At 63.7% G+C, this 24,486-nt stretch carries 20 protein-coding genes; 2 read left to right on the plus strand and 18 right to left on the minus strand.

Translation table 11 applies throughout. The features are described 5' to 3' along the window. Positions 1-56: 56 nt before the first annotated feature. From hisC to gatC, 10 genes are all read right to left on the minus strand, one after another. A complete protein-coding gene (gene hisC / locus DMP11_RS04415) occupies positions 57-1,142 on the minus strand; it encodes a histidinol-phosphate transaminase (protein ID WP_235869390.1) in 1,086 nt (361 codons plus the stop codon). Continuing rightward, the gene (hisD, locus tag DMP11_RS04420) at positions 1,135-2,469 is read right to left on the minus strand and encodes a histidinol dehydrogenase (RefSeq protein WP_123185300.1); all 1,335 of its coding nucleotides are present in this window, start codon (positions 2,467-2,469) and stop codon (positions 1,135-1,137) included. Before hisD ends, hisC begins: the two co-directional genes overlap by 8 nt. A 59-nt stretch (positions 2,470-2,528) precedes the next feature. Next, a complete protein-coding gene (gene hisZ / locus DMP11_RS04425) occupies positions 2,529-4,223 on the minus strand; it encodes an ATP phosphoribosyltransferase regulatory subunit (RefSeq protein WP_123185301.1) in 1,695 nt (564 codons plus the stop codon). A 103-nt stretch (positions 4,224-4,326) separates the two neighbouring features. Continuing rightward, the gene (gene larC, locus DMP11_RS04430; protein WP_123185302.1) at positions 4,327-5,133 is read right to left on the minus strand and encodes a nickel pincer cofactor biosynthesis protein LarC; all 807 of its coding nucleotides are present in this window, start codon (positions 5,131-5,133) and stop codon (positions 4,327-4,329) included. Positions 5,134-5,144: 11 nt separating this feature from the next. Next, positions 5,145-5,894: a nickel pincer cofactor biosynthesis protein LarB gene (larB, locus tag DMP11_RS04435; protein ID WP_123185303.1), complete on the minus strand. Its 750-nt coding sequence runs from the start codon at positions 5,892-5,894 to the stop codon at positions 5,145-5,147. 95 nt (positions 5,895-5,989) lie between these two features. Then, positions 5,990-6,364, minus strand: a complete 375-nt coding sequence (locus DMP11_RS04440) for a MerR family transcriptional regulator (protein ID WP_123185304.1) — start codon at positions 6,362-6,364, stop codon at positions 5,990-5,992. Between the two features lie 137 nt (positions 6,365-6,501). Further along, a complete protein-coding gene (locus DMP11_RS04445) occupies positions 6,502-6,792 on the minus strand; it encodes a holotricin-3 (RefSeq protein WP_194950435.1) in 291 nt (96 codons plus the stop codon). A 9-nt stretch (positions 6,793-6,801) separates the two neighbouring features. After that, the gene (gatB, locus tag DMP11_RS04450; protein WP_123185305.1) at positions 6,802-8,382 is read right to left on the minus strand and encodes an Asp-tRNA(Asn)/Glu-tRNA(Gln) amidotransferase subunit GatB; all 1,581 of its coding nucleotides are present in this window, start codon (positions 8,380-8,382) and stop codon (positions 6,802-6,804) included. Then, positions 8,383-9,873: an Asp-tRNA(Asn)/Glu-tRNA(Gln) amidotransferase subunit GatA gene (gene gatA, locus DMP11_RS04455; RefSeq protein ID WP_123185306.1), complete on the minus strand. Its 1,491-nt coding sequence runs from the start codon at positions 9,871-9,873 to the stop codon at positions 8,383-8,385. Further along, on the minus strand, positions 9,874-10,185 hold the full coding sequence (gene gatC / locus DMP11_RS04460; protein WP_123185307.1) for an Asp-tRNA(Asn)/Glu-tRNA(Gln) amidotransferase subunit GatC: 312 nt from the start codon (positions 10,183-10,185) through the stop codon (positions 9,874-9,876). 360 nt (positions 10,186-10,545) lie between these two features. Here gatC and DMP11_RS04465 point away from each other — a divergent pair, with 360 nt between their 5' ends. Next, positions 10,546-12,657 carry a hypothetical protein gene (locus tag DMP11_RS04465; RefSeq protein ID WP_123185308.1) on the plus strand — a complete coding sequence of 704 codons (2,112 nt, stop codon included), beginning with the start codon at positions 10,546-10,548 and terminating at the stop codon, positions 12,655-12,657. A gap of 77 nt (positions 12,658-12,734) precedes the next feature. Then, the gene (locus DMP11_RS04470) at positions 12,735-13,424 is read left to right on the plus strand and encodes an ATP-dependent sacrificial sulfur transferase LarE (protein WP_214646995.1); all 690 of its coding nucleotides are present in this window, start codon (positions 12,735-12,737) and stop codon (positions 13,422-13,424) included. A gap of 149 nt (positions 13,425-13,573) precedes the next feature. Here DMP11_RS04470 and ychF read toward each other — a convergent pair whose 3' ends face one another. The 8 genes from ychF to atpG form a co-directional block, all read right to left on the minus strand. Next, positions 13,574-14,647 carry a redox-regulated ATPase YchF gene (gene ychF / locus DMP11_RS04475; protein ID WP_123185309.1) on the minus strand — a complete coding sequence of 358 codons (1,074 nt, stop codon included), beginning with the start codon at positions 14,645-14,647 and terminating at the stop codon, positions 13,574-13,576. Positions 14,648-14,985: 338 nt separating this feature from the next. Next, entirely contained in the window at positions 14,986-16,365 is a 1,380-nt protein-coding gene (locus tag DMP11_RS04480) for a sodium-dependent transporter (RefSeq protein WP_123185310.1), read from the minus strand. A 151-nt stretch (positions 16,366-16,516) separates the two neighbouring features. Then, positions 16,517-16,747, minus strand: coding sequence for a hypothetical protein (locus DMP11_RS04485; RefSeq protein WP_123185311.1), 231 nt, complete (start codon positions 16,745-16,747; stop codon positions 16,517-16,519). Between the two features lie 188 nt (positions 16,748-16,935). Then, positions 16,936-17,703, minus strand: coding sequence for a tRNA pseudouridine(38-40) synthase TruA (gene truA / locus DMP11_RS04490; protein ID WP_123185312.1), 768 nt, complete (start codon positions 17,701-17,703; stop codon positions 16,936-16,938). Between the two features lie 180 nt (positions 17,704-17,883). Next, complete coding sequence (gene dnaE, locus DMP11_RS04495) at positions 17,884-21,345, minus strand: DNA polymerase III subunit alpha (protein ID WP_123185313.1); 3,462 nt, start codon at positions 21,343-21,345, stop codon at positions 17,884-17,886. 339 nt (positions 21,346-21,684) lie between these two features. Continuing rightward, the gene (gene atpC / locus DMP11_RS04500) at positions 21,685-22,110 is read right to left on the minus strand and encodes an ATP synthase F1 subunit epsilon (protein ID WP_123185314.1); all 426 of its coding nucleotides are present in this window, start codon (positions 22,108-22,110) and stop codon (positions 21,685-21,687) included. Then, a complete protein-coding gene (gene atpD, locus DMP11_RS04505) occupies positions 22,110-23,555 on the minus strand; it encodes a F0F1 ATP synthase subunit beta (RefSeq protein WP_123185315.1) in 1,446 nt (481 codons plus the stop codon). Before atpD ends, atpC begins: the two co-directional genes overlap by 1 nt. Continuing rightward, positions 23,556-24,485, minus strand: a complete 930-nt coding sequence (gene atpG, locus DMP11_RS04510) for an ATP synthase F1 subunit gamma (RefSeq protein WP_123185316.1) — start codon at positions 24,483-24,485, stop codon at positions 23,556-23,558. Position 24,486 lies beyond the last annotated feature (1 nt).

Consider the following 24,486-nt stretch of genomic DNA (forward strand, 5'->3'; position numbering starts at 1 on the left):
CAAACACCAGCGGCACCAGCCGCCCCTTCGCGCCGTCGCCCGCAGCTGCGGCGCCCTCAAGCCTCCCCGGCCGGCGCACCGCCCATCACGAAGCGGCGCAGCGCCTGCAAAAACCGGTCGTTCTGCTCGGGCGAGCCCACGCTCACCCGCAGGCAATTCTCAAGCAAGGGCGCCCGGGAGAAGTCCCGCACCAGCACCCCTTCGCCCAGAAGGTACTCCCAGGCCTCCCCCGCCCGCGGCATGCGGAACAGCAGGTAGTTCGCATCGCTTTCGAACACCTGAACCCCGGGGATGGCCCGCAGCCCCTCGAACAGCCGCGCCCGCTGCTGGCGAATGGCCTCGATGCCCTCTTGGAACAGGGCGCGGTTCTGGAACACCACCTGCCCCACCGCCTGCGACAGCGCGTCCACCGAATAGGGCTGGCGCACTTTCAGGAACTGGCGAATCACCGAAGGGTGCCCCAAAAGGTAGCCCAGCCGCACACCGGCCAGCGAAAATGCCTTCGAGAAGGTGCGCAGGATGAGCAGGTTCTCGTGGCTTTCCAGATAAGGGCGCATGGTGCGGTGGGAAAACTCGAAGTAGGCCTCGTCCACCAGCACCAGAGCGTCGGTGGCGTCCAGCAGCCGCAGCAGGAACTCCTCGGAGGCCAGCTGCCCCGTGGGGTTGTTGGGGGATGCCACTATCACGTAATCGATGTCCCCCTGGGCAACGCGCGCCAGCACCGCCTCTTCGTCGATGGAGAAGTCAGCGCGGCGGGCCACCGACACCACTGTGGTGTTGGTCACCTGGGCGTTGGCGGCGTAAACCGAGAACGTGGGGGGCAAATCGAGGAAGGTGCGCCCGCTGCCGCCCCAGGCCAGCGCCACGTTGAACAGCAGCTCGTCGCCGCCATTGCCCAGAAGCACCCAATCCGCCTCAAGGCCGTTGGCCTCGGCGATGGTGGCTCGCAGCTGGTTTCCCAGCGGGTCGGGATAGCGGTTGAAGGGCACCCCCTTCAGGGCGCGGGCAAGCTCTTGGCGCAGCTGTTCCGGCACATCGGAAGGGTTCTCGTTGGCAGACAGCATCACCTCGGCCGGAATGTACTTCGGGTCGTAGGGCACCAGCCCCTCAAGGCGGCTGCTGGGGGGACGCAGGCTACCCACGGGAGGCCTCCACCGCACGGCCAGCCGCCCCCAGCCCTTGGGCTTCCAGCTCTTCCAGCCGCAGCTCCACGCTGCGGGCATGGGCCCACAGTCCCTCATGGGTGGCGATGGTGCGCACCGTTTCGCCGTCGCGGGCAAGGGCCGCCGGCGTGTACTGGATGATAGACGACTTCTTCACGAAATCGTCGGTGGAAAGGGGGCTGGCCCAGCGGGCGGTGCCGCCGGTGGGCAGGGTGTGGTTGGGGCCGGCCACGTAGTCGCCCACCGCCTCGGGGGTCCAGGCCCCCAGGAAGATGGCGCCGGCGTTGCGGATGGCCCCCAACAGGTCCATGGCGTCGGCCACGTGCAGTTCCAGGTGCTCGGGGGCAATCACGTTCACCGCCTCCAGCGCCTGGGCCATGGTTTCGCACACCACGCACAGCCCCTCGTTGTCCAGCGAGCTTTGGGTGATGTCAGCGCGGCTGGAATCGGCCAGGTGCCGCTGCACCGCTGCCTCCACCGCGTCGGCGTAATCCTGCGAGAAGCACACCAGGTAGCAGGCGGCCAGCGGGTCGTGCTCCGCTTGGGCCATAAGATCGATGGCCACCAGCTTCGGGTCGGCGGTGAAGTCGGCCACCACGCACACCTCCGAGGGCCCGGCTATCATATCGACGCCCACATCCCCCGACACGATTTTCTTCGCCGCCGCCACGAAGGCGTTGCCGGGGCCGGTTATCTTGTCCACCGGCGCGATGGAGGCGGTGCCGTAGGCCAAAGCGCCGATGGCCTGGGCGCCCCCCACCTTGTAAATCTCGGTGACGCCAGCGATGTCGCATGCGGCCAGGATGGCCGGATCGAGCGCGCCGCTTTTCGTGGGCGGCGTGGTGCACACGATGCGGCGCACGCCGGCCACCTGGGCGGGAACGGCATTCATCAGCACGGTGGAGGGGTACAGGGCCCGGCCGCCGGGCACGTAGATGCCCACGGAATCCAGCGGGGTTATCTTGGCCCCCACCAGCGCCCCGTCGCCCCGGGCGAAAAACCAGCTCTGCTCCACCTGGCGCTCGTGGAATTCGCGAATCTGATCGGCGGCCTTCTGAAGCGCCGCCAGAGTTTCCGGTGCAACGGCGGCCCGCGCGGCGGCAATCTCTTCTTCGCTCACCCGCAGCTGCTCCACCTCCACCCCGTCGAACTTCAGGGTAAGTTGCCGCAGGGCCGCATCGCCTTCGGCGCGCACCTGCTCCACGATGGCGGTGGCGGCGGTCATGGCGGAGGCGTTGAACGCACCGGTGCGGTTGATGAGGGAGGCCGAAAACAAATCGTTGGGGCCCAGCACTACACGACGCATGGATGTTCTCCTTAACACTTGGGAAGGGGCCGGCGGCACGCCCGCCCCGAGGGACTATTTTACTGCGGTTGGCCGGCTATGGCCTCGAAGGTAACCCCAGCGGTGGCGCCAGCCAACGCGCGGGCCAGAGGGCCGATGCGCTCGTCGGTGCGCAAGGCCGCCGGGTTGGCGAAGAAGCGGGCGGTGGAGCCCAGCACCTCTTCGGTCACCTCAAGGTTGTTCTCCCGCAGTGTGGCGCCGGTGGCGGTGATGTCCACAATACACTCGGCCATGCCGGTAAGCGGCGCCAGCTCGATATTGCCGTGCAGCTGCACGATTTCCACCTGCATGCCGGTTTTGGCGAAGTGGGCACCGGTGATGCGCGGGTACTTCGTGGCCACGCGGATGGACCCCAGCCGCCGGTAGCGCTCATCGGCCGCCTCTTGGGCGCCGGCGGGCATGGCCACCACGAAGCGGCAGGCGCCGAAGTGCAGATCTTCCAATTCCACCACGTCGGAATTGGCCTCCAGCAGCGAATCCTTCCCGCAAATGCCGCAATCGGCCGCCCCCAGCGCCACGAAGGCGGGGGCGTCGGAGGGGCGCACGATGATGTAGTCAACCCCGGGGTTCGAGACGATGAGAGCGCGGCCCGGGTTCAGCAGCCCTTCCACGTTCAGGCCCGCCGCCTCCAGCACCGCCACCGCGTCTTTGTGCAGGGCGCCTTTCGGCACCGCCACCCGCAAAGGGCGCTGGGGCGCGGCGGCCGCATCCGCCGCAGAAGCGCTGGATGCGGCCGCCATGGCGTCTTCCAAGGCGAAGGCGAAGCCGGCGGCAGGGCGCGGGCACCCGAAGGCGGCCATCATGGAATCGTAGCGGCCGCCGCCCCCGACGGCCGACCCCAAATCGGGAGAATAGGCACTGAACAGGATGCCGGTGTAGTAATCCGGCGAACCGATGAGGGAGAAATCCACCAGCAATCGCGGCTGGCCGGGCAGGCCCTCCAGCGCGCGGCAGGTGGTCTCGAAGTCATCCAAATCCGCCTCGCAGCCCAAGGGGGCCACCAGCTCCCGCAGCTCCGCGATGGCCTCAAGGCCGCCGCGAATGCTGGGCAGGCGGCGGATGGCCTGGGCAAACACTGGCGCAAGCCCCGAGGAATCCACATCTTGGGGCGGGTTTTGGCTGTTGGTGAGCCGCTCTAGCTCTACGAAATTGGAGGAATGAAAGGCGGCCCGCACCTGTTGCTGCCACTGCAGCGGCGCGCCGCTGCGTTGCAAAAGCGCCTGCAGCACCCCCACCGTGGCCAGCCCCAGGGTGTAGCCGCGCACTCCCGCCAGCGCCAGCGCCTCGCAGAACAGCCGCACCACTTCCGCATCGGCGGCGGGCCCCGCCTGACCTATCAGCTCAAGCCCCACCTGCGTTTGTTCGCGGGCGGCCGAGAGCATCTCCGGCACCGCCTCGCGAAACACCCGCTGTTGGTAGCGCAGCTTCAGCGGGCCCTCCACCTGGGAAAACCGCGTGGCCACCATGCGGGCGATTTGCACGGTTACGTCGGGGCGCATGGCCAAAAGATCGCCGCGGGCATCGAAGAACTTGAACGGGGAAAGCACGCTGCGGGCCCCCATCTGCAGCACGTCCATCACCTCAAGGGTGGGGGTTTCGATGGGCCGGTAGCCGCGGGCGTCGAACAGCGTCGCCACCTCGCGGGCAATGGCCTCCCGCTCTCGCGCTTCGGCGGGCAGAATATCCCTGAACCCCAGAGGCGTCACCAGATCCACAACAGCTCCTTTCCGGTCGTTTGCTTTCGCAATGCTCCGGGCGCTGAGGGAGGCCCGGCATCGTCAGTGCCGATACTTTAGCACAGTAGAGTAATAAAGCAACCTAGGAAATCCAAAAGGCGCGCACCAAGCCGGAAGTGGGGTAATCCCGCTTGCCGGCCCCCATGCCGCAGCCCTCGATAAGGTACTCGTCCGGCAGTTGGCCCCGGGTGCGCACCGCCGCCAGCAGCGCCGCCCCCGTGGGGGTTACCAGCTCGCCTTCCACCGGCAGCGGCCTGGTGGGAATGGCGGCCTGCCGCAGCAGGTAGGCGGTGGCGGGCACCGGCACCGGGATGATGCCGTGCTGACAGCGCACCGTGCCCCGCCCTTCCGCCACGCGGGTTACCACCACCTCTTGGGGGGCCAGGTTGTCCAGGCACACGGCCGCGGCCACGATGTCCACAATGGAATCCACCGCCCCCACCTCGTGGAAGTGCACCTCGTCTCGCGGACGGCCATGGGCGGCCGCTTCGGCATCGGCCAAAAGGCCGAACACTTTTTTGGCCAGAGCGTTTGCCCCCGGCGTGAGGGCGCCGGCGTCGATAATGGCCTCTATTTCCGGAAGGCTGCGGTGAACGTGCTCGTGCCCGTGGCCGTGGCCACGGCCCTCCCCCGCCTCTTCCAGCGTGCCGTGGAGGTAGGCCATGTCGTGATCGTGGTTCTCATGGGCCGCATCCAGCCGCACGTCGAAGTCGCAGGCAGAAAGCCCCGACTTCTCCACGCGGGAAACCACCACCTCGTAGCCTTCCAGGGGCAGGCTGGCCAGGGCTGCCTCCAGCACCTCTCGACTGGCCCCCAAATCCAGCAGGGCCGCCACCAGCATGTCGCCACTGGCCCCCGCCTCGCATTCCAAGTACAAGGTTTTGCCCATTGCCAGCCCCCTTACAGATGATTTATCAGGCTGGCCTGAAACGCCGCCCCGAAACCGTTGTCGATGTTCACCACCGAAATGCCGCTGGCGCAGGAGTTGAGCATGGCCAAAAGCGCCGCCACGCCCCCCAGCGACGCCCCGTAGCCCACGCTGGTGGGCACCGCCAGCACCGGGCACGGCACCATCCCCGCCACCACGCTGGGCAGGGCCCCTTCCATGCCGGCCACCGCAATCACCACGCGGGCCTGGGCCAGCACGTCGGCGCTGGAGAACAGCCGGTGGATGCCGGCCACCCCCGCATCGTAGACGCGCTCCACCTTGTTCCCCAGGGCCTCGGCGGTAATGGCCGCCTCTTCCGCCACCGGCAAGTCGCTGGTGCCGGCGCATACCACCACGATGGCGCCCTTGCCATCCGGCTGGGGCAGGGGCTGGGTGAGCAGCAGCCGCGAATCGGGCCAATAGAGCGCCTGGGGCAGCGCTTCTTGCACCGCCCGGGCCTTTTCGGCCGCAAGGCGCGTAACCAGCACCCGGGGCTGCCCCTCTTCCGCCAGCGCCTGGCAGATGGCCGTAACCTGGGCGGCTGTCTTGCCTTCGCCGTACACCACCTCGGTCACGCCGCAACGCAGCTGCCGGCGCGTGTCCACCCGGGCAAACCCCAAATCGACGAAGTCGGGGGCGTCAACCTGCGCCGCCGCCTCCTCCGGCGACAGCTCCCCTGCCGCCACCAGCGCCAGCAGACGCTTCATTTCCTGTTTGTTCACGCAAGCTCCCTTCGGATTTCCGCGAAATGCGGCCGCAACAACAGGAGCGCAGGCATCGCCCGCGCTCCCGAGTAATTCCGTTGCCCTCCAAAAGGCTAGGCCATCAGCTCCCGCTCCGCCGAGGAGGTTTCCTCGTAATGGTCTATCCTGTAGCTGAGACGGGTGAACGCCTCTTCCAGCTCGGAGATGCGAGCCCGAATCGTATCCCGCTGGGCCTCCAGCAACTTCTTGCGCTGGCCCTTGGTGTGATCCCCTTCGTAAAAAAGGTCCATGTACAGCTTCAACGATTCGATGGACATGCCCGCCCCGCGCATGCACTTCACAAACTCAACCGCGTTGCAATTCTTCTCGGAATAATCTCGCAATCCGCTGGGATTGCGGGGTACGTCCCGAAGAATTCCGATCCGCTCATAGTAGCGCAGCGTGTCGGCGGAGATGCCATACCGCTTGCTGACTTCTGCAATTTTCATAGTGCACCTCATTGCATAGTTAGCTTCATCCCCAACAATCTGCCCTATGTAAGCACATAGAGTTCACTCAAAGTCAAGAGAAAACAGGTCAAGCGGGAGAAAAACGCCCGCTTGAACCTGCCGAAAAACACCGGAAGTTACCCCAGTGCCGCCACTGCCGCGTTGTAGTTCATGGCCAAGGCCACCACCATGGCCACCAGCAAGATGCTCACCACGATCTTGGCCGCCAAAGGCCAGCTGCTGCGCCAGCACAGCACTATGCCCACCGGCCAAAACAGCAGCAAAAACATGATGATGTAGAAGTTCTGGTCGTACCACTTCTTCTCGTTGGGGTCTTTCACGATGCGGTTGGCCTCTTCACGGGTGCGCTGGTCGCGATGGGTCCAGTCGCCGTAGCTGCGGCCGTTCTCGTCTTTGAAAATGCCCACGGTGCCCCCTTACTGCAACTTCTGTGCCAGCAGCTGGTTGATTACCTGCGGATTGCCCTGGCCGCGCATGGCCTTCATGCACTGGCCCACAAAAAAGCCCATGAGGCCGGTTTTGCCGTCGCGGTACTGGGTCACCTTGTCGGGATTGGCGACCAGCACCTCGTCCACCACCGCCTCAATGGCGCCGGTGTCGGACACCTGCTTCATGCCCTTTTCCTCAATGATTACGGTCGGGTCTTTGTCCTCGTCCAGAATGGCCGCAAACACCTGCTTGGCCTGCTTCGAGGAAATGGTGCCGTCGGCCACTAGCTGCACCAGCCCCACCGCACGGGCCGGCGTGAGGGGCGTGGCAGCCAGCTGGACGCCGGGATTGGCGTTCAGGTGGGCGGTCACATCGTTGATCACCAGGTTGGCCAGGGGTTTCGCAAACTTCGAGCCCTCATCTTCCGCTTGCACCAGCGCCATGCACTCGTCGAAGAAGCTGGCGGTGGCACGGTGGTCCACCAAATGCCGGGCATCGTAGGCGGAAAGCCCGAAGGTGGCGCTGTAGCGGGCCGCCTTCTGGTCGGGCAGTTCGGGCAACTTGGCCCGCACCCCCTCGATGAACTCGTCGCTCAAGTCGTAAGGGGCCAGGTCGGGATCAGGGAACAGCCGGTAGTCGTCGGCGGTTTCCTTCACCCGCATCACGATGGTGCGCTTGGCGGAGGGGTCCCAATGGCGGGTTTCCTGGTAAATCACGCCGCCTTCTTCCAACACCTGCGCCTGGCGGCAAATCTCATAGGCCAAGCCGTCATGGAGGTTCTTGAACGAGTTCATGTTCTTCAGCTCGGTTTTGGTGCCGAAGGCCTCGGTGCCCCGACGCCGCAGGCTCACGTTGCCGTCGCAGCGCAAGCTGCCCTCCTCCATGGAGCAGTCGGAGATGCCGATGGCCAGGTAAATCTGGCGCAGCTTCTGCATGAACAGGCGCGCCTCCTCGGGGGTGCGCAGATCCGGCTCGGTCACCAGCTCGATCAAGGGAGTGCCGGCGCGGTTGTAGTCCACCAGACTCTCCTTCGCCCCAGCGATGCGGCCCTCGCCGCCCCCTAGGTGCACCATCTTGCCGGCGTCTTCCTCCATGTGGATGCGGGTGATGCCCACATGGGCCCGGTAGCCGTCCTCGGTGCGGGTGATGTTGCCGTTGCTCTCCCCCACCTTCAGGCTGTCAAGCCGGTACCGCTCCTTCGCCGCCGGCCCGTCCACCTCCAAATCCAAATGACCGCGCATGCAAAAGGCGATGGGGCCCTGGGTGGTTTGGAAGTTCTTGGACATGTCGGGGTACATGTAGTTCTTGCGGTAGAACATCGAGTGCTTCTCGATGCCGCAGTTGGTGGCCAGGCCCGCCAGCACAATGGACTCGATGGCCGCTTTGTTGGGCACCGGCAGCGCGCCGGGCAGCCCCAGGCACACCGGGCAGGTGTGGGTGTTGGGGGCGGCGCCGAACTCCAGCTTGCAGCCGCAGAACATCTTGGTATTCAGGGTGGTCAGCTCGGCGTGGATTTCCAGGCCGATAACCGCCTCCCAAGTTTCAAATACCTCTTCCAGCGTTTTCATCTAGGCCACCTTCCCGTCCGCGAAATCTGGGGCCACCGGCGCGGGACCGTACACCGTTTCCAGCGCCGCGGCCACCCGCAGCATGTTGGCGTCGTGGAACGCCGGGGAAATGAGCTGCACGCCCACCGGCATGCCGGAGGCCTCCCCCAGACCCACCGGCATGGACATGCCGCCGTTACCGGCAATGTTGATGGAGATGGTGAACATGTCGGAGAGGTACATCTCGGTGGGATCGCCGATTTCGCCGAACTTGAAAGCGGTGCGAGGGGCCACCGGCGTGAGGATGCAATCCACCTTTTCGTAGGCCTGCTGGTAGTCTTGGATGATAAGGGTGCGCACCTGCTGGGCCGGGTAATAGTACTTGTCGTACACGCCGGCGGAAAGCAGGTAGCTGCCCAGCATGATGCGGCGCTTGGCCTCAGCGCCGAAGCCCACCGCCCGACTGGCGTCGTACTGGCTGCCCAGGTCGGTGTGGCCCGGGTCGCAGTAGCCGTAGCGCACCGAGTCGAAGCGGGCAAGGTTGCTGAAGGCTTCGCTGGGGCCCAGCACGTAATAGGCGCTCATGGCAGCGCGGGCGTGGGGCAGGTCTATCTCCACCAGCTGCGCCCCCAGCGCCTCCACCTGCTTGATGGCGTCGGCCACCTTTTGGCGCACCTCGTCGGTGAGGCCCTTGGCCTCCATGAATTCCGGCACCACGCCGATGCGCATGCCGCGCACCCCTTCGGCCAGATTGGCGGTGAAGTCGGCGCTGCAGGGCTGGCTGGTGCAATCCAGCGGATCGCGACCCGCCAGCACGTTCATCATCAAGGCGGCGTCCTCAACGCTGCGGGTGAAGGGGCCCACCTGGTCAAGCGAGCTGCCGAAGGCCACTACGCCATAGCGGGAAACGGTGCCATAGGTGGGCTTCAGCCCCACCACGCCGCAGAAAGCGCCCGGCTGACGGATGGAGCCACCGGTGTCGGAGCCCAGCGTGGCGCACACGAGGCCCGCCGCCACCGCCGCAGCGCTGCCGCCGGAAGAACCGCCCGGCACCCGCTGCAAATCCCACGGATTGCGGGTGGGGCCGAAGGCGCTGGTTTCGGTGGAAGAGCCGAAGGCGAACTCGTCCATGTTCAATTTCCCCATGGGCAGGGCGCCCGCCTGCAGGCACTTCTCCACGCAGGTGGCGGTGTAGGGGGAAACATAGTTTTCCAGCATGCGGGATGAGCACGTGGTGCGGGTGCCCTCCAGGTTCATGTTATCCTTGAAGGCCACCGGCACGCCGGCCAGGATTCCCATTTCGCCGAAGGTGCCCGCCGCGATGGCCTTGTCCACCTGCGCCGCTGCGGCAAGGGCCATCTGCTCGGTAACCTCCAGGAAGGAGTGCACCTGCTGATCGGCCTCGGCGATGCGGGCCAGCGCTCCCTGGGCCACCTCCGCCGCCGAGAATTCCTTGGCAGCCAAACCCGCCTTCAGCCGGGCAATGCCCATGGCTCCGAACATCTCGCTCATCTAGCGATCGCCCCCTTCCCCCAAAATAGACGGGATGAGAAAGCTGCCGTCCTCTTGCTTAGGGGCGTTCATCAGCGCCTCCTGCTGGGTGAAGCCGGGCACCTCCACGTCGTCGCGCATGACGTTCGCCAGATCGCCGATGGGATGGAAGGTGGGCGGCACCCCCTCCAAGTTGTACTCGGTGATGGGGGCGAGCGAGTCGATGATGGCGTTGAGGTCGGCGGTCATCGCCACCACCTCTTCGGCCGTCAGCCCGATGCACGAATACTCCGCAATGGAGCGCACGTCGGTTTCGGTTAAATGTTCTGCCATGGTATGTCGGTCCTCTTCCACAGGAATTGCGCCCAACGGCCAAGCGGGGCTTCGCCGCACGCAAGAAGGGCGCGTAAACATAACTTGCCTATGATAGCAAAGCCCGCGCCTTCCCCCGCCGCCTGGGCACCAAGGATGACCAACTTTTAACAGAAGGGGTGCCGGACGGTTGTGGGTTTTTGGCAACAACGGTGCAAAGGCGGCAGAAACATTGCCCTCAACTGGCCTCATACGCTGGCACCTTCGCCGTGGAGTTTGCCCAAACGGCACTGTCAAGGTGTTACTTATTCGTTTCCTTTCGGCTACAATGGGGCAATGCACAAAAGGGCGCTATACGCGCGCGAACAGGAAAGGCTCGCCATGGCACGCCAATCATCCAAAAAATCCGCGGAGGCCTCCCCGGCCGCCGATGCTCCCCAGGCTGCCCAAACCGAAACCGGCAAGGCCGCTAGCGCCAGCGCTTCTAACAAGCCGAAACCTTCTGGAGCCACCGCCAAGAAGCCAGCGGCAAAGCAGACGGGCAGCTCTCAGGCCGCTTCCGCCAAAAAGGGCGGCGCAAGCACGGCGAAGAAGGCCGGCGGTAAGGGCGCATCCCAAACCAAGACGACCGGCAAAGCAGCGGCGCCCAAGAAGGCCGCCGCCAAAGAAGCCGACGCCGACAGCGCCCCCGCAGCTGCCGCAGCCCCGATGCCCGCCATTTCCGTAGGCACCGAGAAGGCCCCCGCCAAGGGGTCGGCCAAGGGCGCAGCGGAAAGCCCAAAGCCAAAGGCGGCTGCCGCGCCCGTAGCGGAAACCGCCGCGACGCAGGCGCCGGCCGCTTCCGCAAGCACCAAGAAGGCCTCCGCCAAGAAGACGCCGACCAAGGACGCCCCCGCCAAAGCGCAGGAAAAGGCGAAAGAGGGAGCTGCAGCCGAAGCCAAAACGGAAGACAGCGCGCAGGCCGTGCCAAAGCCAGAAGCCAAGCCGAAGAACGGCGGCAAGGCCAAGGCCACGGCGGAAAGCCCCCAGCCGAAAGCCACCGTCGCGGCAAAAGCCGCCGAACCGAAAGCCAAGGCCGTGGCGAAAGCGGCCCCGCAACCGGCAGCAGAGGCCAAGGCAGAGGAGAAGCCGGCCGATGAGCCCCGCGCGGCGGCCGAGCCGGCACAGGGTGCCACCGCTGCCGCCGCCTCAAAGCCTGCTGCGGCCAAAAAGGAACCGGCCGCGCGCGCCGCTGTCCCCGCGCCCGTAGCCCCCATCGCCGCCACCCCCGACAACCGGGTAGTCACCGCCCGCCACAGCGTGTACGGTCAGGTAAAGCCCTTGCAAAAGAAGCACTCCCGCAAGGGGGCCATCGCCGCAGTGGTGGTAATCGCCGCGGTGGTTATCGCCGCGGTGGTGGCAGCGCCCAAGATTGTCGAGGCCATGAGCCCCGCCCAGATGCTGCCCAGTACCTCGGGCCCGGCAACCGTGCTCACCACCTCCCGCATCTCGGACGACCTGAACAACGCCGACATTCCCCTGCCCGACCTCTCCTCCTATGCCTACATCCTCACCGACGACCTCATCGGCCCCCGTTTCAGCACCCCCGACATCGAGGACATGGTGCAAACGGTTTCCGGCCAGAACCCGGTCTATTCCCAGAAGGTCACCACCAAGGCCACCTACAACAACAAGGGCATCCGTATCATCGTGCCCATCTCGATGGTGTACACCTACGATGAGGCCAACGAAACCTGGGTGCACGACGAGCCAGTGCTGGGCACCCCTGAAACCACGCCGCTTTCCGCCGCTTCCTACGATGCGGTGCTGGCAGACATCGATCTCATTGTGCGCGGCTACGAAGACGACAACTTCAAGGCCCTGTTCAAAACGGCCGAGGCCACCAGCCACACGTCCGAGCTCACCAAAGACGGCGGCACCATCGCCGTGGGGCTGTACGCCCAAACCGAGACCCAAACCGCCAAAGCCACCATTACCGTAGAGCTCACCTGGGACAACGCCAAGGGCTGGGTGCCGGCCATCACCGAAGCCAGCACTCCGGAAGTGGCCGAGCGCAACCTGAAGCAGGAAATCCTGGATAAGGAAGAGGAAGAGGCGGCCAAGAAGGAAGAAGAGGAGTACGCCAACGAAGAGCGGCCCCAGTACCACATCGAATGCACCAGCTCGCAAGTGGTTGAGTTCGAGGGCAAGATGACCAAGGCAGGCAACGGCTACGTGCTCACCCTGAACAATCCGCTGCGGCTCACCCTGGACGACAAGCTGTGCTACGTGTACACCGTGGCCCTGAACTTCGGCGAGTACGAGGCCTACAAGGCCTATAAGCCTGAGGACATCGACCCCAGTGCCCTGGTGGGCAAAAACAAGGGCTTCGCCGGCACCTTGAGCTTCACCGGCGCCGGCAACGAAGCTGTGGAGTACGCCGCCTCGAAGGACCGCGACCACGCCTCCGAAAAGGGCGCCCCTCTGGTAGCCATGCAAGTGATCGAAGCATAAGCGCTGCCATTGCTGCACTTCAAAAGGGCCAGGCAAATCTGGTCCTTTTTCATTTCCCTTCGCAAAGCAGGAAAACCGTGACCACAGAACTTGAATTTCCCGATTACGAATCTCAGCTGGCCGCAGACGGCCCGGACACGGGCCCGGGCCAACAGCTGGAGGCGGAACCGCTCGACCAGTTCCTGGCCCGCGAGCGCCGCTTTGCCGTAGCGTTTTCCGGCGGCACCGACTCGGCCCTGCTGCTGGCGGCGGCGAAACAGGCCGGCTGCACCGTGGCCGCCTATATGGTGAAAACTGCTTTCCAGCCGCAGTTCGAGCTGGAGGATGCCCGCACGGTGGCCCAGGCGCTTGAGGTGCCCCTCGCGGTGGTGGAAGCGGACGTGTTGGCCCAGGCGGACATCTGCGCCAACCCGCAAGACCGCTGCTACCTTTGCAAGCGCTTCATCTTCCAAACGGTGGCCAACGCGGCAGCGGCAGACGGGTTTGCGCTGGTAGCCGACGGCACTAACGGCACCGACAACCCGGCCCGCCGCCCCGGTTTCAAGGCGCTGGCGGAAGCGGGTGTGGTTTCCCCGCTTCGCCGCGCAGGGCTGTCGAAAGCAGAAGTGCGCCGCCGGCTGCGGGAACAGGAGCGAACGCGGGGGCTTGCCCCGAACGCCCTGAAAAGCGCCAAACCCTCTTTCCCCTGCTTGGCGGTGTTTGTGCCGGAAGGCTGCCAGATAAACGAAGCCTCCCTGGCGGCTGCCCGAGAGGCTCGGGGGTTGTAGCACTGTCCGCAGCATATGCACATGGTCTTTCGTAGGGCAAACATTCTTTGTCTGCCTAAACCGCTGCAACACGGAGGCTGTCCGCTTAGGCAGAGATGGAACCTCTGCCCTGCGGCAATCGGGCGTCCACCAAAGCCTTGCCGTCAATCCTACACGTTGAACTTGAAGTGCATCACGTCGCCGTCCTGCACCACGTATTCCTTGCCCTCTTGGCGCAGCTTGCCCGCCTCGCGGCAGCCCTTGTCGCCCCCAAGGGCCACGTAGTCCTCGAAGCTGGCGGTTTCCGCCTTGATGAAGCCGCGTTCGAAATCGGTGTGGATCACGCCGGCCGCCTGCGGGGCCTTCGCCCCCACCGGAATGGTCCACGCGCGGGCTTCATCGGGGCCGGAAGTGAAATAGCTCTGCAGCCCCAGCAGCTGGTAGGCGCCGCGGATGAGGCGGGCCAGGCCGCTCTCCCCCAGCCCCAGCGCTTCCATGTACTCTTTGGCCTCTTCCGGGTCCATCTCGGAAAGCTCGGCGATATCGGCTTCCACCTTGGCGGAAATGGGCACCGGCGTGCAGCCGTCTATCTGCGGCAGCTCGGCGGCCACCTCCCCTTCGTCCACGTTAGCGATGTAGAGCATGGGCTTCATGGTAAGCAGGTGCAGCTCGTAAAGGGCCGTCGCCTCCTCTTCCGTGAGGTCGAGCGTGCGGGCGCGATGGCCCTCGTTCAGCCCCGCCAGCACCTTCTTGGCAGCGTCCAGCTTGGCAGCGCCGGACTTGTCCCGCTTCGCTTCCTTTTCCAGGCGCGGAATGGCCTTTTCCACCGTGGCGATGTCGGCCAAGATGAGCTCGGTTTTAATGGTGTCCACATCCGACAGCGGGTCCACCTTGCCGTCCACGTGGGTAACATCGGGGTCTTTGAAGAAGCGCACCACCTCGGCGATGGCATCGGTTTCGCGAATGTTGGCCAAAAACTGGTTACCCAGCCCTTCCCCTTGGCTCGCGCCCGCCACCAGACCGGCGATGTCCACGAACTCCACCGTGGCGGGGATGATTTTGGCGGGGTGGTCGATGGCCGCCAGCGCCTGCAGCCGCTCATCGGGCACCGGCACGATGCCAACATTGGGCTCGATGGTGGCGAAGGGGTAATTGGCCGCCAGGCCGCCCTTGTTGGTGAGAGCGGTGAACAGCGTGGACTTCCCCACGTTGGGCAAACCGACGATACCGATAGACAAAGCCATACAGATTCCTTTTCCGAAACTAGATTGAGAACCGAACCATGATACCCCAAAAGCCAGTCCCCCATAAAAAGAAGGCAGAGATAGAATCTCTGCCCTACGAATAACCCGTCCAAAACGGAGGCCCGTCAGGTCCAGCGCCAAACGGAAGATGCAACCAGAAAAGCCCGACAGGTCCAGCGCCAGCAGCAGAAACGCCCCCAGGTGCCCCAGATTGCTGTGCGCCGGCACCCAAGCGCACTACGGTGCGCGCCGAGGTGCCGGGGAACGGCAAGATGGGGCACCTGGGGGCGTTTATGCGGACGAGTGGTTGCGGCGGCCTGCAGCCGCCGCAACCCCCCCTACATGCTGAAGAGCCCGAACTGGGCGGCCACGTAGGCCACCAGGATAACCGTCACCAGCACCGGAGCGATGAACTTGATCATGATGGTCCAAGCGGAAGCGGCCTTGAAGGGGCCGGACGCTTCCACCTCGTCGATGATGGTCTTCGGCTTGATGATCCAGCCAACGAAGACGCAGGTGAGCAGCGCCACGATGGGCATCATCACCGAGTTGGAGATGAAGTCGGCGAAGTCGAGCATCGAGCTGCCGGCGCCCAGGGGCTCGATGAAGCTGAGCACGTTGTAACCGCCGTTGATGAACACGCCGGCGATCACCACAAAGGCAATAACGATGCCCAGCGCCTTTTTGCGGGTGCACTTCATGCCGTCCTGCACGATGGACACCAGCGTTTCCGTAAGGGAGATGGCGCTGGTGAGGGCTGCGAACAGCACCAGCAGGAAGAACACGAAGCCGATGATGGCCGCCATGCCCTGCATGTCCACGAACACGCTGGGCAGGGTGATGAACATGAGCGACGGGCCGGCACTGGAGGCCACCGCTTCGCCGGAACCCATGGCCACAAAGGCGGCGGGCACGATCATGAGGCCGGCCAGGAACGACACGCCGATGTCGAAGCCGCCCACGCGCACCACCGAAGAGGTGAGGGACTCTTTCTTGTTCAGGTAGCTGCCGTAGGTGATCATGATGCCCATGGCCAGCGACAGGCTGTAGAACATCTGGCCCAAAGCGGAAATGACCAGCTCGGGCGAGAATTTGCTGAAGTCGGGAGTGAGGTAGTACAGGGCGCCGTCCAGCGCTCCCGGCATGGTGAGGGTGTAGATGGCAATGGCGATGGCCATCACGATGAGCGCCGGCATCATTACCAGGTTGGCCTTCTCGATGCCGCCCTTCACGCCCAGGCCCACCACAACGAACACCAGCGCCATGAACACCAGCATCCAAATGTAGCTTTCCACGTTGGAGGTGATGAAGCCGCTGAAGAAGCCGCCGCCATCTGCCAGCGCCTCGGGGCCGGCCCCCAGATATGACACCGTGTATTTGGTCACCCAGCCGCCGATGATGCAGTAGTACGGGGTGATGATGAAAGGCACCGCACTGGCCAGCACCCCGATGAAGGTGAACTTCTTACCAAAGCTGGAGAAGGCCCCGATAGCCGATTGGCCGGTTTTGCGCCCCAGCGCCGTTTCCAGAAGCAGCAGCGATACGCCGAAGGTGAACACCAGCACCAGATAGGTGAGCAGGAAGGTGCCGCCGCCGTACTTCGCCGCCAGATACGGGAAACGCCACATGTTTCCCAAGCCCACCGCCGATGCGGCAGCGGCCAAGATGAACGCCCACTTGCCAGACCAGCTGGCACGGGCCCCCTCGGTGGTTGCCATACAAACCCCTCTCTTCGCACCCCGGACGGGCGCGCGAATCACGGTACAGATAGGGGGAGATTATACTGGCTGGCCCCGCAAGCCGGGAACGGGGTTCCGCCTGCGCGCAACCGCGCCGACAGACGGCGGCCAAAGGCGGCCGATGGCACCGTTAAATCAAACGGCGGGCGTCTACGGAGGTCAAGTGCCCCTCGGCATCCTCGAAGGTGCACAGGCAGCCGTCGCTGCTCTCGTACAGCAGGCTGAAGGTGGCGGGGGCCGCAGCGGCGGGCCACTCTTGCTTCGGCGGCGGCACTGGCGCGGGAACGGCCGTCGCCGGCCCTTCCGCCGCCGGCTCGGAGGCAACGCAGTAATAGCCCTTCTTGTGGTTTTGGCTTCCCATTACGGCCTTTCCTTCACCCAGGCGGCACGCGAATTGGCGGCCTGCAAATTGGCGAATCGCGGATAGCGGGGCTTACCAGACGTTTCACCTGGTCAACAGCTCATATCGCAATATATCACCAATTACGGCAAGCCTGAGGGCAAAGGGCCCTTTTCGGAAGCCAAACGAAACGGTGCGGCGCGGCGCCCTTACGCGCCATAGTCCACGTTCCAGAACACGAGCCCCTGAGCCGGGGCGTTCTCGCCGGCCGCGGCGCGGTTGCGAGCCTCAAGCACTTCGCTCACCCATTCCGGCTTGCGCTGGTGCCGCCCCACCATTACCAGAGTGCCCACGATGGTGCGCACCATCGAATGCAGGAAGGCATTGCCCGCCACGGTAATCACCAGAGCCCCCTCCCCCAGCGCCACATCGCGGGAGAAGGTAATGGAATGCACGTTGCGACAGGTGGGCTTCCCCTCCGCCGAAGCCGCCAGGCAAAAGCTCTTAAAGTCGTGCTCCCCTGTCAGATAGGCAGCGGCCCGTTCCATGGCGGCCACGTCCAACGGCGCCTTCACATGCCAAGAGGTAGCGGCGCGAAACAGCGGCGGGGTGGCCCCTCCGCAGATAAAATAGCGGTACTCGCGCCAATTGGCATCGAAGCGGGCCGAGAAACCGTCGGGGCGCTGCTGCCACTGGCGCACCGCGATGGAGTCGTGGGTGAGGGCGTTCAGGGAGCGCACCAGGCTTTCCGGCGTGCGGTCGCGCAGTTCTTCCGGTTGCAGTTCAAACGACACCACCTGGGCACGGGCATGCACGCCGGCGTCGGTGCGGCCGGCGCACACCGTATCCACCGGATGGCGGAACAGCAGCTCCAAAGCCCGCTCCAGCTCCCCCTGAACCGTCAACTGCCCCGGCTGCCGCGCGAACCCACAAAACGGCGCCCCGTCATAGCCCAACGTTATCGAATAAGTGGCCAACCTTGATTCCCCGATTCCTCACAGGCCTGGGTGTGCCCCGCACATTCGTAGGGCAGAGATTCTATCTCTGCCTCTATCCCGAGCCCCCTTGCCGCCCCAGGAAGAGGCAGAGCCTCTTCCCTACGAAAACCATCCAAGAGCTCATTCGCTCTCGATGCTCCGGCAGGACAACGCAACATCCTACGCCATTCGTATCTCCTGACCGAACAGCGATTGGATTTCCGAACGCATCAGCACCGAGCGGGAGTCCACCGACACCGGCAGCTCTGCCCGGAACTTGCGGCCGTCGCGATGGTGCACCATCAGCACCACGCCATCATGGCCCGGATACGACCCCAAAATGCGGTTCAGCCGCGCCGCTTTCGCCTGATCGAAGGCCCAGGCCCCCAGCGACAACTCGAGATGGGAGGGCCGTGCGTCCTCCTCGCTCAACTGCAGCGGCTCCGCCTCGAACACCATAAGCTGGGCACCGCGGTCGTTCACCTCAAACTTCGCCTTCACCTTGATGATGGCGTCTTCCTGGATGGCCTCCGGGAAATCCTCGTACTTGAAGGTGATGGCGTCCACCGCACCGGTGGTGTCCTCCAAGCTGAAGGTGGCCATCTTGGTGCCCCGTTTGGTCAGCTTCACCACCACGTTGGAAACCATGCCCACAAAGGTGGCGGACTTGATTTCCTTGGTGCGCTCTGCCAAATCCCCCAGCGCGTACTTGGTCATGCGGGCAATGGTGCCCTCGTAGGGGCGCAGCGGATGGTCGGACACGTAGATTTTCATGATCTCTTTCTCAAACCGCAACAGGGTGCCCTTGTCCCATTCCACCCCATCGGGCGCCGGCACCTCCTGGGCGTAGTCGGAATCCGGCTCTTCGGCAAAGATGTCGAAGATGGACCCCTGCCCCACATCCTTGTCCTTCTGGCGCTTTGCGGCATCCTCCAAAAGGCTGGTGTCGTCCACGAAGTACATCAGCTGGCGACGGGTGTAGCCGGTGGAATCGAAGGCGCCGCCCTTGATGAGGGCTTCCAGCGTTTTGCGGTTGTAGCAGCGAGCGTCCAAGCGGTCCACGAAATCGTGCAGCGAGGTGTAGGGGCCATTGGCCTCCCGCTCCTCGATGATGGCATCGGCCACGTTGCGGCCCACGCCGCGCACGCCCACCAGCCCGAAGCGGATGCCCTCGTCCACCGGGGTGAACTCGGCGTTGGAAGAGTTGATGTCGGGCGGCAGTACCGGCGTGCCGTTGTGGTTGCAGCTGGCGATGTAGCGGATGAGGCGATCGGTGTTGCCCATGTAGCTGGTAAGCACCGCAGCCATGAACTCGTTGGGGTAATGGGCCTTCAGGTAAGCGGTGCGCATAACCAGAATGGCATAGGCGGCCGAGTGCGACTTGTTGAAGGCGTACTTCGCGAACTTTTCGGCGTCCTGCCAAATCTGCTGGGCCACCTGCAGTGAAAAGCCGTTTTCCACCGCACCGCTATCCCAGTCGGCTTGCAGCTGGCGCATAATGTCCAGCTTTTTCTTGCCCATCGCTTTGCGCAGCTTGTCGGATTTGCCAGCGGAAAATCCGCTCATGTGCATGGAAATTTGCATGATCTGCTCTTGGTAGACCATGGTGCCGTAGGTTTCTTCCAAAATGGGGCGCAGACGGTCGTCGTAGTAGTGCACTGCCCCGGGGTTTTTCGCCGCCTTGATGTAGTCTTCCACCATACCCGACTCCAATGGACCGGGGCGGTTCAGGGCAATGGAGGCCACGATGTCGGAGAAGCGCTGCGGGGGCAGTCGCTTGAACAAGCTTACGTACAGGGCTCCCTCTACCTGGAACAAGCCATCCATGTTGCCGGACTGCATCAGCTTGAAGGCCGCATCGTCCTCGATGGGCAGCTCTTCCGGCACAATCTTCTGACCCGTGCGTTGCTCGATGTTGCGGCAAGCAAAAGACAGCACGTCCAAAGTGCGCAGCCCCAAGAAGTCCATCTTCAAAAGGCCCAAATCAGGAGTGTAGTGACCGTCGTACTGGGTGATAATGCCGCCGCCCTTGGTGTCGCGCTTCATGGGCACGTGGTCGCTCATCGGATCGCGGCAGATGATGGTGGCGCAAGCATGCACCCCCTCGCCGCGCACATGGCCCTCGATGGAGCGGGCCGCGTCAACGATCTTCTTTACGTCCTCTTCAGTGTCGTAGGCCTTCTTCAGGTCGGGGTTGGTGGCAAGGGCTTTGTCGATGGTGATGCCCAGCTCGTCGCCGATCATCTTGCAGATGCGGTCGCCCACGCTGTAGGGGTAATCCAGCACGCGGGCCGAGTCGCGCACAGCGTTTTTCGCCTGCAGCGTGCCGAAGGTGATTACTTGGGACACGTGGTCTTCGCCGTACACGTCCTTGATGTGGTCGATAACCTCTTCGCGGCGCCCCTGTTCGAAGTCAACGTCGATATCGGGCATCTCCACACGTTCGGGGGAAAGGAAGCGCTCGAACATGAGGCCGTTGGGCATGGGGTCAAGGTCGGTGATGCCCATGGCATAGGCCACGATGGCGCCAGCGGCCGAACCACGGCCCGGCCCTACGCCGATGCCCTGGTTGCGGGCCCACTCGATGTATTCCTGCACGATGAGGAAGTAGGCTGGAAAACCCTGGCCGATGATGATGTCCATCTCGTAGTCGGCCTGTTTCTGCTCCCGCTCGGGCACCGGAGTGCCATAGCGCTTCTCCAGGCCCTCTTGTACCCGCTTGCGAAACCAGCTCTCCTCTGTCTCGCCTTCCGGCAAGGGGAATCGGGGCAAAATGGAGTCGCGCTCCAGCTCTACGTTGCACTTCTCAGCAATCTCGATGGTGTTGTCGATGGCCTCGGGGAAGTCCGCCAGGGCGGCACGCATCTCCTCTTCCGTCTTCATGTAGAACTGATCGTTGGAGAACCGCATGCGGTTGGGGTCGTTGATGGTGGACTGGGTGCCGATGCACAGCATGATGTCCTGGGCGGCGGCGTCCTCTTTCAGCAGGTAGTGGAAGTCGTTGGTGGCGATGGTTTTGAAGCCGCAGGCGTTGGCCACGCGGGTGAGCTCCATGTTCAGCTCCCGCTGGGTGATGCCGCCGTCGGTGCGCAGTCCCTGGTCTTGCAGTTCGATGTAGAAGTCGCCGGGATCGAAGCAGCTGGCCAGCTTCTTCGCCCATTCCACGGCATCGTCGAAGCGGCGCTCGTCAATCATGCGGGGCACGATGCCCGCCAGGCAGGCGGAGGCGGCGATAATGCCGTGGCCGTACTTCTGCAGCATGGCGAAGGTGGTGCGGGGCTTGTAATAGAAGTTGTCCACGTGGCTCTCGCTGACCAGCTTCAACAAATTGTGGTAGCCCTCGTTGGTTTTGGCTAGCAGCAGCAAGTGGTACAGGCGGGGCGTCTTGCGGCCCGGCTCCGGCGTGTCCTGCGCCTGGAAATACACCTCGCAGCCGTAGATGGGTTTCACGGTTTTGCCGGTTTCCTTGGAAACGGCGGCGCAGGCGTCGCAAAGCTCCGGAATGCCCGACATCACGCCATGGTCGGTAAGAGCCACGGCCGGCATGTCCAGCTCGGCGGCGCGGCGCACCATGTCCTTCACATGAGTCAGGCCATCAAGCAGGGAATACTCGGAATGGTTGTGCAGATGAACGAATGCCATGACAGGGCAACCTCTTCATTCAAGCAGGCGCACGGGTTCGGTTGGGGTGTGTGTACGCGCAGGTCCGTTAGGGGTAGGCGAAAACTCTCAGTTTTATCGCCCGTCATGATACCAGCGAAACCCCTTCCCCGCCCCGAACAAATAGTGGGTTTTGGATGAATCGGGCGTGATTTCGTTTGGGCGATGCCGCGAGCCTTCGAACTCCATCACGGCCCACGATTCCAGCACAGCATCCAGCCAAAACAAATCCCCACCGATACGCCAACCCCCCCCAAAAAAACTAAAGGGGCGCCCCCAATGGGTGCGCCCCTCCAAACAGGCTCTCAGGTAAAAGCTACCTTACTTGCCGATGTAGGCCAGCTGGAACGCGTACCAGTCAAGCCGCTGCTCGAAGTTCTCAGTCGCAATCCTGCGCTGTTCCTCCTCGTTGCCTTCGGCGGCTTTCATCATGTCGCGAATGGCCTGCTCCTTTTCGCGGATCTCATCGGCGTTGATGTCCTCGACCGCCCGGCCGAAACGGGCCAGGATGGTCACCTTGTCATTGAAGACTTCTGCTGCGCCATCGTAGACCAGAAACTCGCGCTTGTCGTTGCCCGCTTCGTCCACTTGAATCGTGACCAGCCCTTTCGAGGTGGTGGTCAGCAACATCTCGTGACCGGGGCACACGCCGAAGCTGCCATCCTCGCCCGGAATTTGGACGTAGGAAGCGGCCCCAGAATACAGCTCGTGGGTCGGGATGGCCAGCGTGCACAGCATCTGAGGCATTAGGCCTCCTTATTCTGCATGGCTTCGTAGGCGGCGTACACGTCCTCGATGGCTCCCTTGTACACGAAGCACTGCTCGGGAATGTGGTCGCACTTGCCATCCAGGATTTCAGCGAAGGAGCGAACGGTGTCCTCTACCTTCACGTACTTGCCCGGGTTGCCAGTGAACACCTCGGCCACATGGAACGGCTGGCCCAGGAACTTCTGAATCTTACGGGCGCGGTTCACGGTGAGCTTCTGCTCTTCGGAAAGCTCGTCCATACCCAGAATGGCGATGATGTCCTGCAGGTCTTTGTAGTTCTGCAGAATCTGCTGCACGCCCACGGCCACGCGGTAGTGCTCCTCGCCCACAATCTCGGGATCGAGCGCGCGGGAGGTGGACTCCAGCGGGTCAACCGCGGGGTAAATGCCCAGCTCGGCGATGGAACGGGAGAGTACCGTCTTGGCGTCGAGGTGGGTAAAGGTGGTGGCGGGAGCCGGGTCGGTAAGGTCGTCAGCGGGCACGTACACCGCCTGCACCGACGTAATGGAGCCGGTGGTGGTGGAGGTGATGCGCTCCTGCAGGTCGCCCATCTCGGTGGCCAACGTGGGCTGGTACCCTACAGCGGAAGGCATACGGCCCAGCAGAGCGGACACCTCGGAACCGGCCTGGGTGAAGCGGAAGATGTTGTCGATGAACAGCAGCACGTCCTGGCCCTGATCGCGGAAGTACTCCGCCTCGGTCAGGCCAGCCAGGCCCACGCGCAGACGGGCTCCGGGAGGCTCGTTCATCTGGCCGTACACCAGACAGGTCTTGTTGATAACGCCGGACTCTTCCATTTCCAGGTAGAGGTCAGTACCCTCGCGGGTGCGCTCGCCCACGCCGGTGAACACCGAAGTGCCGCCGTGCTCTTGGGCCAGGTTGTTGATGAGCTCCTGGATGCACACCGTCTTGCCCACGCCGGCGCCGCCGAACAGGCCGGTCTTGCCGCCCTTAACGTAGGGCTCGATGAGGTCGATAACCTTGATACCGGTCTCGAACACCTCGGTGGTGGTGGTGAGGGTGTCGTAAGGCGGAGCCGGGTGATGGATGGGCATCCAGCTCACGTCGTCGGGCATGGGCTTGCCGTCCACGGGCTCGCCCATCACGTTCCAAATGCGGCCCAAGGTAGAGGGGCCCACCGGCATCATGATGGGAGCGCCGGTGTCCACCGCCTCGATGCCGCGCACCATGCCGTCGGTGGACGACATGGCAACGGTGCGCACCAAGTCGCCGGGCAGGTGCGTCTGCACCTCCAGGATGGTGTTCACCTCCCCCATGGGGGTGGTCGCTTTCACGGTCAGGGCGTTGTAGATGGCCGGCATCGCGTCCGGCGGAAACTCAACGTCCACCACAGCGCCCACGATACGGACGATGCGTCCGGTGGCGCCTTGGCTGACCGCTTTTGTTTCAGTAGTTTCAGCCATTTATTCCTCCAAAGCTGCGGCGCCGCCAACAATCTCGGTGATCTCGGTGGTGATAGCACCCTGGCGCACGCGGTTGTACACGCGCGTCAGCGTCGAGACCATCTCATTCGCGTTGTCGGTTGCCGACTTCATCGCGTTACGTCGAGCACCCTGCTCGCCCGCTGCCGAGTCCAGCAGCGCATAGTAGAAAGCGTTGCGCAGGTATGCCGTCATAAGGTAGTTCATAACCTTACCGGGCTCGGGCTCGAAATCAACGTCGCCCGGAAGCTTGGACATGTCCTTCTCGCGCCATTGCTTGAAGATGTCCTCCTCCCGCGGCTTCAGTCCCAGGAGTTCCTCATAGCCCTTCTCGTCGATGGGCAGCACCTGCTGCTCCACCAGCGTCTGCTCGGCCGCGTTCTTGGCGTGGTTGTACACCAAAAACACCTCGTCCAGCTTCATGGCCCCGTAGTTCTCGGCCACGTACTGGGCAATCTGGGCCGCTTCCCCGAAGGTGGGATCGGCAGAGAGGTCTTGGAATTCCATCACAGGCTTGATGTTGCGGTAGTTGAAGTACCCGATGGCCTTCTTCCCACACGCAACAACTTCAACTTCGATGCCCGCACGCTCCTTCTCCCGGATAATTTTCTCGGCGTAGCGCAGCACGTTGGAGTTGAAGCCGCCGGCAAGACCGCGGTCGGATGCCAGCACCACTACCAGCGCCTTCTTCACCTCATCGTGCGTCTGCAGCAGAGGCTCGATGTCGATGGGGGCGTGTTCGGCGGTGGTGTGCATCATGTCCGAAACCGCCATGGCCCACGGCAAAGCGTTGGCCACGCGATCGGACGCGCGACGGATCTTGGCAGCCGCAACCATCTCCATGGTGCGCGTGATCTGCTTCGTCGAGGAGACGGAGCTGATTCGCCGTTCTATATCGTGAAGGTTGGGCATG

The sequence above is a fragment of the Parvibacter caecicola genome (assembly GCF_003725335.1).
Taxonomy (GTDB): domain Bacteria; phylum Actinomycetota; class Coriobacteriia; order Coriobacteriales; family Eggerthellaceae; genus Parvibacter; species Parvibacter caecicola.